Annotated in this window: 13 protein-coding genes; 4 read left to right on the top strand and 9 right to left on the bottom strand. The window is 39.7% G+C overall.

The window, feature by feature from the left end:
• Positions 1-10 precede the first annotated feature (10 nt).
• Positions 11-604: a hypothetical protein gene (locus tag IGI79_RS03290; protein ID WP_195274186.1), complete on the top strand. Its 594-nt coding sequence runs from the start codon at positions 11-13 to the stop codon at positions 602-604.
• A gap of 67 nt (positions 605-671) precedes the next feature.
• Here the strand turns inward: IGI79_RS03290 and IGI79_RS03285 are convergent, their stop codons facing one another.
• Complete coding sequence (locus IGI79_RS03285) at positions 672-836, bottom strand: hypothetical protein (RefSeq protein WP_438845714.1); 165 nt, start codon at positions 834-836, stop codon at positions 672-674.
• Between the two features lie 192 nt (positions 837-1028).
• Positions 1029-3038 (bottom strand): methionine--tRNA ligase, encoded by a 2010-nt coding sequence (metG, locus tag IGI79_RS03280; RefSeq protein ID WP_010736142.1) that lies wholly within the window; start codon positions 3036-3038, stop codon positions 1029-1031.
• Positions 3039-3315: 277 nt separating this feature from the next.
• On the opposite strand from metG, the gene IGI79_RS03275 reads away from it, so the two are divergent.
• Both IGI79_RS03275 and IGI79_RS03270 read left to right on the top strand, forming a co-directional pair.
• Positions 3316-3594: a hypothetical protein gene (locus IGI79_RS03275; RefSeq protein WP_010736143.1), complete on the top strand. Its 279-nt coding sequence runs from the start codon at positions 3316-3318 to the stop codon at positions 3592-3594.
• A 91-nt stretch (positions 3595-3685) separates the two neighbouring features.
• On the top strand, positions 3686-4507 hold the full coding sequence (locus IGI79_RS03270; protein ID WP_010736144.1) for an NUDIX domain-containing protein: 822 nt from the start codon (positions 3686-3688) through the stop codon (positions 4505-4507).
• A gap of 142 nt (positions 4508-4649) precedes the next feature.
• Here IGI79_RS03270 and IGI79_RS03265 read toward each other — a convergent pair whose 3' ends face one another.
• Genes IGI79_RS03265 through opp3b form a run of 5 tightly spaced genes read right to left on the bottom strand, consistent with a single transcriptional unit; the run spans position 4650 to position 9671 of the window.
• Positions 4650-5657 (bottom strand): RNA-guided endonuclease TnpB family protein, encoded by a 1008-nt coding sequence (locus tag IGI79_RS03265; protein WP_062805593.1) that lies wholly within the window; start codon positions 5655-5657, stop codon positions 4650-4652.
• Between the two features lie 12 nt (positions 5658-5669).
• Positions 5670-6623: an ABC transporter ATP-binding protein gene (locus tag IGI79_RS03260; RefSeq protein WP_438845713.1), complete on the bottom strand. Its 954-nt coding sequence runs from the start codon at positions 6621-6623 to the stop codon at positions 5670-5672.
• The gene (locus IGI79_RS03255) at positions 6598-7680 is read right to left on the bottom strand and encodes an ABC transporter ATP-binding protein (protein WP_019722498.1); all 1083 of its coding nucleotides are present in this window, start codon (positions 7678-7680) and stop codon (positions 6598-6600) included. Before IGI79_RS03255 ends, IGI79_RS03260 begins: the two co-directional genes overlap by 26 nt.
• Before the next feature lie 5 nt (positions 7681-7685).
• Positions 7686-8729, bottom strand: coding sequence for an ABC transporter permease (locus IGI79_RS03250; RefSeq protein ID WP_019722499.1), 1044 nt, complete (start codon positions 8727-8729; stop codon positions 7686-7688).
• The gene (opp3b, locus tag IGI79_RS03245; protein WP_019722500.1) at positions 8730-9671 is read right to left on the bottom strand and encodes an oligopeptide ABC transporter permease; all 942 of its coding nucleotides are present in this window, start codon (positions 9669-9671) and stop codon (positions 8730-8732) included.
• An 80-nt stretch (positions 9672-9751) separates the two neighbouring features.
• On the opposite strand from opp3b, the gene IGI79_RS03240 reads away from it, so the two are divergent.
• Positions 9752-10096 (top strand): DUF3899 domain-containing protein, encoded by a 345-nt coding sequence (locus IGI79_RS03240; protein WP_010736155.1) that lies wholly within the window; start codon positions 9752-9754, stop codon positions 10094-10096.
• Between the two features lie 92 nt (positions 10097-10188).
• On the opposite strand, the gene IGI79_RS03235 is transcribed toward IGI79_RS03240, so the two are convergent.
• Together IGI79_RS03235 and aac(6') are read right to left on the bottom strand one after the other, a co-directional pair.
• On the bottom strand, positions 10189-11856 hold the full coding sequence (locus IGI79_RS03235) for a peptide ABC transporter substrate-binding protein (protein WP_010736156.1): 1668 nt from the start codon (positions 11854-11856) through the stop codon (positions 10189-10191).
• 332 nt (positions 11857-12188) lie between these two features.
• Positions 12189-12731, bottom strand: a complete 543-nt coding sequence (gene aac(6') / locus IGI79_RS03230) for an aminoglycoside N-acetyltransferase AAC(6')-Ii (protein WP_195339055.1) — start codon at positions 12729-12731, stop codon at positions 12189-12191.
• Positions 12732-12758: the final 27 nt, after the last annotated feature.

The following is a 12758-nucleotide window of genomic DNA, read 5'->3' as shown; positions in this document are numbered from 1 at the left end:
GAGGTACCCTATGGATTTTCAATCGATCGATCCAAAACTAGCATCTTATCTAAAAGATAAAGGTACTACTTTCTTTCCACAAAAAGAACAAAAACAATCCAAGCTACATTGGTTATTGTTGATTTTATTTGGCTGGCTAACAATTGCGACATTGACACAGCAATTGCTATTGATGGCTGGTTTTCTTCTCATTGCCGCCTTGATCAAAGGGCCTGGGATGTTGTTGTGGGGAATCGTCTATTCCTTTCTCGTCGGCTTGTTTCCGCCCATTGCTTTTTTACTATCGGTCATCTTTTTACTATTAAATGTTCAAACGATCGTCAAAAATTGGCGCGTCACGATGGTCGGGATTTTTTTCTACGGCTATCCTTTAGCCATGAACGCCTTGCGCCACTTGACTGATTGGGATACAAGATGGTTCTTTGCGATCAGCTTGCTCCTAGGGCTAGTGATCCTTCACTCGCTATTGACCAAGATTTATGCACGTTACGGCAATAGCCGCCTGATTGCTTGGTATATTCTATGTATTCCATTTTCAATCGTCGCAGCATTATTGCCAACGAAAGTCAAACAACGGCTAAAACTAAAAAGAGTCGGACGATGATTATCATCGCTCGACTTTTTTCAATTATCTATAAAGCTATTTTATTGATGAACCGATCCTGTGAATTTCATTTTTTTAAAAACTGTTCATACATATCTTGACTCATACCTAAAGTATCCAGTAAATAATTATTCTCGGTTCCCCGATTACCTAAACCTCTGTAATAGAATTCACGATCGACATCTTTGATCACGAAAGGCATGATATTGTGCTTCAAGCATTCTTTGAACATGAGCAAACGTCCTATACGTCCGTTGCCATCTGCAAACGGGTGGATTCGTTCATATTGTCCACCCTAAAACTGAATAAACGGTGTTGGCACAACCTCGTTACATTTACTTTTACAGATTCACATAAAAGTGATCCTATAAAAAAAAGAACTATTCTAAGCTTATTTGCTTAGAATAGTTCTTACAGTCATTGATTAGCCAACTTCAGAACCGTTTGGCATACCTTTTGGTGCTTCGATCACTTGTAATGAACCATCAGCTGCTTCTGCTGAAAGGATCATTCCTTGACTGATCAGCCCGCGCATTTTGCGTGGTTTCAAGTTAGCAACGATCACTAATTTTTTGCCGATCAATTCACTTGGATCAGGATAAAATTCGGCAATACCGGATAAGATTTGACGGTCTTGGTCATCTCCTGCATCTAGACGGAATTGCAATAATTTATCTGCCCCTTCGACTTTTTGGCAGTTGATGACTTCTGCTACTTTTAATTCGACTTTTTCAAATACATCGAACTTGATTTGTTTTTCTTTAGTCGAAACAAGCTCTGTTTCTTCTGGGTCCCATTTGACAGAGTCCTCATTTGTTTGAGTGCCTTCTGACATTTTTGCTTGGATATACGCAATTTCTTCTTCCAGCTCTAAGCGTGGGAAAATCGGTGTACCTTTTGCAACGACTTTTGTCCCAGATGGGAATTCACCGAAGTGTAATCCTTCAAGGTTCATCGTCTCGGCATCCAACCCTAATTGATTAAAGATTTTAGTTGGTGTTTCTGTCATGATCGGTTGTAAGAGGATCGCAGTGATACGTAGCGATTCAGCTAAGTGGATCATCACGCTCTCTAACTCTTTTTTCTTCTCTTCGTCTTTTGCTAAGACCCAAGGTTCTGTTTCATCGATATATTTGTTGGCACGAGAAATCAATACCCAGATTTCGGCTAAAGCAGTGTTGAATTCCATTTTTTCCATTGCGTCATGATAACGACCAACCACATTCGCAGCAGTTGTTGATAACTCACTGTCAAACGGTGTCACTAATGACGCATAGTCAGGAACCATGCCATCACAATATTTATTGATCATTGCAATCGTTCGATTCAAAAGATTCCCTAAGTCATTCGCCAAATCGTAGTTCACACGTGACACAAAGTCTTCTGGTGTAAATACGCCATCTGAACCAAATGGTACTGCACGCAATAAGTAATAACGCAAAGCATCTAAGCCATAGCGTTCAACAAGCATCTCTGGATAAACGACATTGCCTTTCGATTTAGACATCTTGCCGTCTTTCATCAACAACCAGCCATGTCCAAAGACTTTCTTTGGCAATGGGATATCTAATGCCATCAACATGATCGGCCAATAGATCGTATGGAACCGAACGATTTCTTTTCCAACCATATGGACATCTGCAGGCCAATATTTCTGGAATAATTGATCGTCTTCTGAACCGTAGCCCAGTGCGGTGATGTAGTTCGACAACGCATCGATCCAGACATACACTACATGTTTCGGATCATTTTTGACATTGATTCCCCAGCTGAATGTCGTACGTGAAACTGCTAGATCTTCTAAACCTGGTTTGATGAAGTTATTGATCATCTCATTTTTACGTGATTCAGGTTGGATAAACTCTGGGTGTTCTTCGTAGTACTCTAACAAGCGATCTGCATACTTACTCATACGGAAGAAATAAGACTCTTCCTTGACTAGCTCAACTTCATGACCACTTGGCGCTTTCCCGCCGATCACTTTGCCGTCTTCATCTTTGTATACTTCTGCAAGTTGAGTTTCTGTAAAGAATTCCTCATCTGAGACAGAATACCAACCTTCATATTCACCTAAGTAAATATCGCCTTGTTCAAGCAAACGATCAAAGATTTTTTGAACTGCTGCTTTATGATAATCATCAGTTGTGCGAATGAATTTATCGTAGCTGATATCTAATGTTTTCCACAGTTTTTTGACATCTGCAGCCATTTTGTCTACATATTCCTGTGGCTCTACGCCTAATTCTTCTGCTTTTTTCTCGATTTTCTGTCCGTGTTCATCTACCCCAGTTAGATAAAACACATCAAAGCCCATCAAACGTTTATAACGTGCAACAGCATCACATGCAATCGTTGTATAAGAATTGCCAATGTGCAGTTTGCCACTTGGATAATAGATGGGCGTAGTGATATAAAAAGTTTCCTTTTCTGCCATGGGGTACTTCCTCCTTTATCGCATGGTGCGAATTCGTTTCCTTGCTAGTATACCATAAAATGAATACGCTGTTAGCTTTTTTTGATAACTCCCGAAATGTAAAGATGTCCTTTCCCTTCAAGAAAACATTTATAAAGAACCTACGTTATCGTGATGAACCACTTCCTTCTCTACCCACACTCTCGCTCCTTTTTCTTCAGGATCGTCTACTCTCTCATTTTTACTTTACAAACATGCTATAATAAGCAATATCATATAAGAAAAGGTTTTGAGACTAATGACAAAAAAACACAAACGAATGATTATCAGCATTGCTTTACTTTCTCTCATCCATCTATTATTTAGTTTTTACTATTTACATCTGTATGGTTATTTCAATCTACATGGGCAATTAAATACTTTTCTTTTGCTCACCTTGATCCTTCGAGTGATCCTAGCAGGGTATATCGTCCTCTGTGGCTTTTTCGCCATTCGAGAAGAAAAACAGAAGCTTCTCCCTTTTTATTTGCTTTTCTTCCTATTTAATCTACTCTTACCGTTTCTTTTTCAACTCTGAGTTGGATTTATTTGTCTAGAAATCTTTGGTTTTCAGGGAGATTCTGCTACAATAAAGTAAAAAGTACCTTAACATAATAGGAGGTGAGAAAGTGGAACATTTTCATTCAAAAGAAGAAGAAAAAACATATTATGAACAAGAGGCCTCTGAAACTGATTTCTTATCTTGGTACCAAGACCAAGAACGTCCTGAATATGAAAAACCTTCATTGACCGTCGATATCGTTTTACTCTGCTACAACAAAGAAGAAGATCAATTAAAAGTTTTACTTATCCAACGTAAAAGCCATCCTTACCGAAATTCTTGGGCACTTCCCGGAGGATTCGTCCAAAAAAATGAATCGACTGGTGCCAGCGTCTTGCGAGAAACAAAAGAAGAAACAGGCGTCATCATATCCGAAGAAAATATTGAACAACTGCATACCTTCAGTACACCGAATCGTGATCCTCGTGGCTGGGTCGTGACAGTCAGCTATCTCGCCTTTATCGGTGAAGAACCTTTGATCGCTGGAGACGATGCCAAAGAAGTGCAGTGGTTTTCACTTGAACGCAATGCAAACAAACTGCATTTATCGAGTGGGGATGTAGCAATCACTCTAGACTTGACGACGAGCGAGTCTTCTGGCAAAGACACATTAGCCTTTGACCATAGCGAGATCATTGTCAAAGCCTTCAACCGTGTCGTCAACAAAATGGAACATGAACCACAAGTACTTCAAGTGCTAGGAAAAGACTTCACGATCACTGAAGCACGCAAAGTATTCGCTAAATTCTTAGGGATCGATTTTAAAATGATCGATCATTCCAATTTCAAAAAAGCTATGTTACAATACTTCGATGAAATCGGTGAACGTCCTGTCGGTATCGGACGTCCCTCAAAGATCTATCAATTAAAACCTGGACATACAGAATAAAAAAAGGAGAAGGGCACGAATGCTCTTCTCCTCTTTTTTGGTTTGTCATAATTAGTGAGCTTCTCTGAAAGAAATTCCTAGAAACAAAAACAATAGATGTTTTTTATTAGCAAGGCGAACCCTGGCGCCCCTACCAGTTTTTTTATTCAAACAGGACTTGTTTCCCGATTTCAACTAATTCCAGACTCTTTTTATTTGTGGAAGGATCTGTTTGTTCTTTCATATCGATCAATACTAACTTTTTGCTATACCATTGCGATTTATATTGGAGCTTTGCTAATAGCTTATGCCAGTCTTGGATAGAAAAATCACCTTCCGGACAATCTGCTGAAATCGATTCGACAAACAAATAATCATAATGACGGATCACTGTTCCTGAAATTTGTTCTAAATAGTCTTCTCGTTGAAATTTTTGTTTTAAATAAAGGTCTTTGATTTTCCTTTTTTGCTTTTGATAATTTTTTACTCTTTCAACGTGTGTGCGTCGATGCTGTGCTGATCGTCCTTTGATCACAAGCTTTCTCTTTGCCCGCAGGAGTTGTTGATCAACTTGTTTGAATTTAGGAATCGTAATGTCAAGTGGTGTGGACATCTCCACTAGACGATCTGGATCATAGGCTATCCCGATCCATTTATTTGACGCTTTCATCGTCTTTTGGGGAACTTCACAGAGCAAGGAAACATAAAAGATCTCGTTGTATCGAGATGAGATCGTTGCTGAACGAATCGTTCCTTCAATCGGACGATGTGCATGGATGCGAATTTTCTCTTTTAGCTTTGGCAATTTGAGGTATGTTTCTTCTAAATAGATGGTTCCTTTTTGATTATTCGTCGTATACGACTGCCAAATACTTTTTTTATTTTTTAGTTTGGGGAAGCTTGCGCGTCCTTTAAAATAATTACGAAATGCACGATCCAAGTTTAATTGGGCATTCGCTAAGGCTAAACTATCGACTTCCTTTAAAAACGGATATTGCTTTTTTAAAGAAGCTGGTGTCAGCGTATAATCAATCTCTTGTGTTTCTAAATAATACGCCTGTCTGGCTTTTAATAAATGATTGTAAGTGAAACGCACACAACCAAATGTTTGGATCAACCACTGTTTTTGTGAATCAGTGGGATAGATTCGAAATTTAAAGGCTTTTAGCATCGGCTTCTCCCCCTAGTTTGCGACTAGCAAGGCTTCTTTCTGCCGTTTTAATTTTTTCGCATAATAAGCAACTTCTTGTTCTGTTGCATATACAAAATGTTCAGGAGCAATTTCTCTTAACGTGCGGATTTGTCCATCATCTGGTTCAGGTTGATACTTGATCCGGCGACGTTGGCGTTCATGATCAGGGTCAGGCAATGGAATCGCTGATAGTAAACTTTCCGTATATGGATGCACTCCATGATTATAGATTTCTTCACTGGTTCCCATCTCAAGCAACAAGCCATTGTGCATCACACCAATACGGTCACTGATATGTTTCACCATGGATAGATCGTGCGCGATAAACAAGTAAGTCAATCCTTGCCCTTTTTGTAAATCTTGTAAAAGATTGACCACTTGGGCTTGGATCGATACGTCTAAAGCAGAGATTGGTTCATCACAAATGATAAACTTCGGATTGACTGCTAATGCTCGTGCAATCCCGATCCGTTGGCGTTGTCCCCCTGAAAATTCATGAGGATAGCGTGTGCCATGGCTGGGATTTAAGCCAACTGTTTTTAGTAACTCGTTGACTTTTTCTGCACGTTCTTCGGGTGATTTAGCTAGTCCGTTGACATCGATTCCTTCTGCAATGATATCTCGTACTTTCATTCTTGGATTTAATGAAGCATATGGATCTTGGAAAATCATTTGGACTTCATGACGAAACTTTGTCATGGCTTGTTTGCCTTTTAATTTCGTCACATCTTGCCCATCAAATAAAATCTCGCCACCCGTTGGTTCATTCAAACGGATGATCGTTCGACCTGTGGTTGACTTTCCACTACCAGATTCGCCAACTAAGCCGAATGTTTCTCCTTCATAGATGTGAAAACTGATATCATTCACCGCATGGACTTCATTTTTCTTTCCTACATTAAAATACTGTTTTAAGCCTTTAACCTCGAGCAGTTTTTTGTTCATTGTTCAATCCCCCTTGGCCATGTGCTTTTTGCTTTTCTTGAAAAATCGCCCAGCGCCGTTGAATCTCTTCTGGCGGTGTCACTTTTGGAGCTTGTGGGGCTAATAGCCAAGTCGCTGCTTGGTGTGTTGGTGATAGTTCGAAAAACGGTGGTGCTTGTTCCGCATCGATTTTCAATGCAAATTCATTTCGTGGATAGAAGGCATCTCCTTTTGGCGGATTCAATAAATCCGGTGGCGAACCTGGGATTGCATATAAGCGGTCATTGCCACTTTCCAATGTAGGCATAGAGCCAAGTAAGCCCCATGTATACGGATGCTGTGGATTGTAAAAAATCTCTTCAGATGTCCCCACTTCAATGATTTTTCCACCGTACATCACTGCTACTCGATCAGCGACATTCGCTACGACACCAAGATCATGGGTGATAAAAATGATCGACGTGTCGATTTTTGATTGGATTTTTTTCAACAACTCTAAAATCTGTGCTTGGATCGTCACATCTAAGGCTGTCGTTGGTTCATCTGCAATCAAGATTTCTGGGTAACAAATCAACGCGATCGCGATCACGATCCGTTGCCGTTGTCCCCCTGAAAATTGATGAGGATAGCTATGGATGCGTTTCTCAGCCTCCGGGATTCCTACAAGATTCAATAATTCTAAAGCGGCTTTTTGCCCCTCTTTTTTCGATACTTTATTATGCTTACGTAAAGATTCTGCTACTTGTTTACCAATCGTCATCGTTGGATCTAATGAAGTCATCGGATCTTGGAAGATCATCGCAATTTCTTTCCCACGAATCTTTTGCATTTCTTTTTCTGTTTTATCAACAATGTTTTGTCCTTTGAATAAAATCTCACCAGAATCGATCGATGCGTTACTTGACAGTAAACGCATGATACTTCTAGTCGTTACAGATTTCCCACTACCGGATTCGCCAACGATTGCCAATGTTTCACCTTTGTTCAAATGAAAATCGACGCCTCGGATTGCTTGGACTTTTCCAGCATAGGTATCAAAGGAGATTTGTAAGTTCTTTACTTCAAGAATTTTCGTCATCGTACTCACTCTTTCATTTTAGGATCAAAGGCATCACGTAAGCCATCTGCTAATAAGTTGAAACCAATCATGATCACCGATAAAGTTGCTGCCGGTATCCATAATAGGTACGGCAAGTATAAGAATGTTTTGTATCCATCACTCAACATCGTTCCCAATGAAGCAGAAGGTGGTGTCAAGCCTAGGCCGATGAAACTTAAGAAAGCTTCGAAGAAAATCGCTGATGGGATACTGAACATCATTTGGATGATGATCACACTCGAAATGTTTGGCAAGATATGCTTGAAGGCGATCTTCCATTTGGATTCACCTAATGTCATTCCTGCTAACACATACTCTTGGTCTTTTAATTTCAAGGTTTGCGCCCTGACGATCCGAGCCATCGGAATCCAGTTCGTGATCGCCATCGCTGCCACGATCGAGAAGATCCCTGGTTCAAAGACGACCAACATCAAAATCATCACGACTAAGTTAGGAATACCAGATAAGACCTCTAAGAAACGTTGCATCGCATTGTCCACACGACCACCTAACAAACCAGAGATCAAACCATAGGCAACACCGATCGTTACATCTAGTAACGCAGCGATGAAGGCAATCAGTAGAGAGATACGTGTTCCCATGAACAAACGACTTAACACATCACGACCTAGACCATCTGTTCCTAAAAAGTAGTTCACGTCTGCGGGAACATTTGCTTGCGCATATTTATCGACTAGCTCACCAGCAACCATTGCTTTTCCGTTTAGTCCGTCGATATTGATACCAGGAATACGTGGTGGTAAGTTGATGTAATCGACATTTTGAGCGGTTGGATCATGGGGTGAAACGAAAATCGTGATGATCGAGATAAAGATGATCACAATCAGTAATCCCATGGAAATAACTGCCGCTTTGTTTTTCTTCAAGCGACGCCAAGAATCCTGGATAAAATTCAGTGAAGGAGCTTCGATTTTTTCACGTTCTTCTTCTGTGTTTTTTTGTAACGGTAAAAATTCATCTGCAGGAATTTCTGCAATTGTTTCGTAGCGTTTAGGTATCAGTTCCATCTAGCTTCGACTCCCTTCAGAAACTCGGATTCTCGGATCAACTAGTCCGTACAATAAATCCACGACTAAAATAACTAAGATCAACATAAATGAATACAAGATCGTAACAGCCATGATCGTTGGATAGTCATTTGTTGTGATCGACTTAACGAATTGCTCACCGATCCCCGGAATAGCAAAGATATTTTCAACAACTAATGAACCAGTCATCAAAGCGACTGCTAATGGGCCTAACAAGGTCATCAACGGGATCAAACTATTACGTAGACCATGTTTGAAGGCAATTTCCCAACGACTCAAGCCTTTTGCTCGAGCCAATTCGACATAATCACTATGCAAGACTTCGACCATTTCTGTTCGGATGAATCTGGCAGAGTCGGCTAATGGCGACATGGCTAGTGCAATCGTTGGTAAGATCGTATACATGAACCCATCCCATTTTGCGATCGGCAATACACGAAATTGGATGGCAAAAATGTATTGTAACAATACAGCAAAAACAAAGTTAGGGATAGAACGTCCTAAGATCGCGACTAATGTAGAAGACGTATCGACCCATGTATTTTGTTTCATTGCTGAGATTGTTCCTAGGATCGTTCCAAAGAAAGTTCCGAAAATGATTGCTTGTAGACCAAGCTGTAATGAAGGTCCTACTCGTCCTGCTAATAAGTTAGCAACTGGTTGGTTTTTGAATTGGAAAGAGATACCAAAATCTCCTTGGATCAAATTAGAAAGATAGATCCCATATTGAACGATGACTGGTTTATCCAAACCAACTTGTTTGTTCAACATCTCAATTGTTTCAGGACTTAAACGTTCCTGGTTTGTGTAAGGTGTACCAGGCAATAATTGCATCAAAAAGAATGTGATGGTTGCAATCAACCAAAGTGTGATGACCATAAAGAAGACACGTTTTAATACATATTTTATATAACTATTCACGAATGTTTCCCCCTAGCTTTTGACTTCTGATCAATGTTTCGCTACATTATTTAATGAACCAATGATAAAGGAGCAAAATAATGAAAAAAAAATATCGTCCTTATTTGTTTGCCGGTTTAGTGATCGTCCTCGTGTTACTTAAAAATGCTTTGACTGATCAGTTGACCCTTCTTCAATTATCCAATGATTTATTTTTATGTGCGTTGCCGTTTTTGATTATCGGCGGATTTTTATGGGTGTTCTCCTCAGGTTTCTTTGATCACTTTCAACGTTCGTTTCACTTAGCACGAACGAGAAACCGGAAGGAAAAACCAGAATTTACTTCCCTATCTTCGGTCAGCTACGGTATGTATACCTTTTGGCTGATCATCGCTGGAATTTTGCTTGTGTTTTCGATTGTCTTTGCGCTCATCTCACTTGTCTAAATGAACGGCCAAAAGAATAACTAGGATCAGAAAATTGAGAGGTCTGGGATTTGTAATACATCCCAGACACTCTTTTTTCTTTTTAGGACAGATTATTCTTCAATATATGTCCATTTGTAATCCCATGATGCGCCAGCAGCATGATGAACGATACCTTTGACTTTTGGATTAACTAAATGACCTTCAGCTTTTTGATAAACTGGTGCGACACCCATATCTTCAGCGATGATTTTATTCGCTTCTTGTAAGTCAGCCCAACGCGCTTGTTCGTCACCAGCATCTTTAGAAGCAGATGCTTCAACGGCTTTGTCATAGTCTGCATTTGACCATTGACCACGGTTGTAAGAATTGCCTGTTACAAATAAGTCAGTAAAGCTACTTGGGTCAGCATAGTCTGCGCCCCAGCCACCTAATACTGTATCGAAATCACCAGATGATGAACGATCCAAACGAACAGAGAATGGTACTGGTGTAGGTTTTACTTTCACACCGTCAAGGTTTTCTTGGATAGAGTTTTGGATATATTCGATCACTTTTTTCGTTGAGTCATCATCTGATGCCATCAATTCAAATTCTAATGAGTCGATTCCTAATTCACTCTTCGCTTTTTCCCAATATTCTTTTGCTTTGTCTTGATCATATGATACTAATTCGCCGGCTTCTGCTGCGAAATCTTCATTTGTTTCAGGATTCTTAGTCATGTCTGCAGGAATCAAGCCTGTTGAAACAACTGAACCATCACCCATGACTTGTTTCACTAATGCTTCACGGTTGATTGAATAAGAAATGGCTTTTCTTAAGTTCACATTTTTGAATGGTGAATCATCTTCTCTTTGATTGAACTCGATATAACTTGTACGTGCTTCTTTAACTGACGTATAAGCTGGATCATTCGCATTTTGTTGTGCTAATTCACCTGATAAGATGACATCATCTGCTTGTCCATCTTTGAATAGATTCAATGCAGTAGAAGATTCTTTTACAACACTGACTTTGATTTCTGATAATTTAACTGCATCTTTATCCCAGTACTCTTCGTTTTTCTTGTACGTCCATTCTGTATCAGTACCTGGTCCATCAAAATCAGCTAAAGTAAATGGTCCGTTGTATACTGCGTTGTCACTTGATGATGCGTACGCATCTCCATGTTCTTCAACCACTGCTTGACTTTGTGGGAAGAATGAAGGGAAAGCAAGTAAGTATTGGAAGTATGGTGTTTGTTTGGCTAATTTGATTTCCAATTCATAATCGCCAACTGCTTTGATGCCTAATTCTGATTTGTCTTTGTCGCCTGCTGTGATTGCTTCAGCATTTTCAACTGGTGCAAAAAGATACGCATATTCTGATGCCGTCGCTGGATCTACCGTACGTTGCCAACCGTAAACATAATCAGCTGCTGTGACAGGCTCCCCATTTGACCATTTTGCGTCTTCACGCAATTTGACTTTATAAGTCAATCCATCTTCACTAACTTCAGCCAATTCACTTGCACCGGCTGGTTGAGGTTTACTATCTTCATCTAAACGATAGATTCCTTCATACACATTATTTAGTGCAGTAAAACTGATTGTATCTGTTGCAACCGATAGGTCGGCTGACGGCATTTCTTGAGGTACTACTAAGTTGAAGACGCCTCCTCCATCTGCTGATCCACTGCTTGAAGAACCACTACCACTTGTATCTGCACTGCTGCCACCATAACAACCAGCAAGTACAAGCCCACATAAGGCCACAACACCAAAAGTTAAATTCTTTTTCATCTTCCGTACCCCTTTATCGAAATTTTCAGAATAATTAGTATTTTCTGAGTTGTTTATGAGTTTAATGAATAATTATTAAAATTGCAACAGTTTTTTTCGCTTTTTCTAAAAAATAATGACTTTTCCATGAACGTTTTATTATTTTTTTCTGAAAAAATGAGATAAATCAAGGATTTTTATCTAATCCTCTTTCGAATAAAATAATCATAAAAAAATGGTCGTTATAAGAACGTTTGATATGAATGTTCGGTTTTTGCCAAAAAAAAGAGCCTCCACACTAGGGGAGGCTCGCATGTTTTATTCGATTTTAAAAAATCATTTTGGTGCTTCATTCATTGATTTATTTCTCCAAGTCGTTTTGCCAGAATGATATCTGGTTGATTGATTCCATTTGCATCAGGAAGCGCTCCAACGACTTGATAGCCCATTTTTTCATAAAATGTATAAGGATGCTTGTTGAAAGTTTCGATTGATTTCAGTTTATCCAACGGATGATCAAAAAGATCCGTATGACTAAGACTCGTGTCCCCATCCTTATCATCTGTTCCTAAATAAACCATCACACCACCTTTAGAGGCGATTTCTTTCTCCACATAAGCAACTAAGCGGCTACCGATATACTGCTTTCGATAAGAAGTTTCTACTACTAGAGGGTGAATTTCCCAACCAGTCATTCCATACTGCGGAATCGCACCGATAAAACCAACCAAACGATCTTGTTCCACCGCTGAGACAGCGATTCGATCCGTCGCCAGCAGTTGCTCGACTTCTTTCATTGGTTGTTCACCGTAATCCTTCGGCCAAGTCAATCGCAAAAGGTCAGCTAGCTGATCCTTCAAACCGATATTTCTACGATCAAATTCACTGATGATCATCCTATTCCCCTCCATTCCAATTTCAGC

The organism is Enterococcus sp. AZ084 (assembly GCF_051714905.1).
Taxonomy (GTDB): Bacteria; Bacillota; Bacilli; order Lactobacillales; family Enterococcaceae; genus Enterococcus_B; species Enterococcus_B pernyi.
Note: the sequence above shows the minus strand (reverse complement) of the source record. Positions and strands in the feature narration are given on the sequence as shown.

Bases quoted from the DNA above. Each gene is read 5' to 3' on its own strand.
- IGI79_RS03250 (WP_019722499.1), bottom strand. From the start codon at position 8,729: ATGGAACTGATACCTAAACGCTACGAAACAATTGCAGAAATTCCTGCA.
- IGI79_RS03260 (WP_438845713.1), bottom strand. From the start codon at position 6,623: ATGAACAAAAAACTGCTCGAGGTTAAAGGCTTAAAACAGTATTTTAAT.
- IGI79_RS03275 (WP_010736143.1), top strand. From the start codon at position 3,316: ATGACAAAAAAACACAAACGAATGATTATCAGCATTGCTTTACTTTCT.
- IGI79_RS03235 (WP_010736156.1), bottom strand. From the start codon at position 11,856: ATGAAAAAGAATTTAACTTTTGGTGTTGTGGCCTTATGTGGGCTTGTA.
- IGI79_RS03285 (WP_438845714.1), bottom strand. From the start codon at position 836: ATGTTCAAAGAATGCTTGAAGCACAATATCATGCCTTTCGTGATCAAA.
- IGI79_RS03240 (WP_010736155.1), top strand. From the start codon at position 9,752: ATGAAAAAAAAATATCGTCCTTATTTGTTTGCCGGTTTAGTGATCGTC.
- metG (WP_010736142.1), bottom strand. From the start codon at position 3,038: ATGGCAGAAAAGGAAACTTTTTATATCACTACGCCCATCTATTATCCA.
- IGI79_RS03255 (WP_019722498.1), bottom strand. From the start codon at position 7,680: ATGACGAAAATTCTTGAAGTAAAGAACTTACAAATCTCCTTTGATACC.
- IGI79_RS03265 (WP_062805593.1), bottom strand. From the start codon at position 5,657: ATGCTAAAAGCCTTTAAATTTCGAATCTATCCCACTGATTCACAAAAA.
- IGI79_RS03290 (WP_195274186.1), top strand. From the start codon at position 11: ATGGATTTTCAATCGATCGATCCAAAACTAGCATCTTATCTAAAAGAT.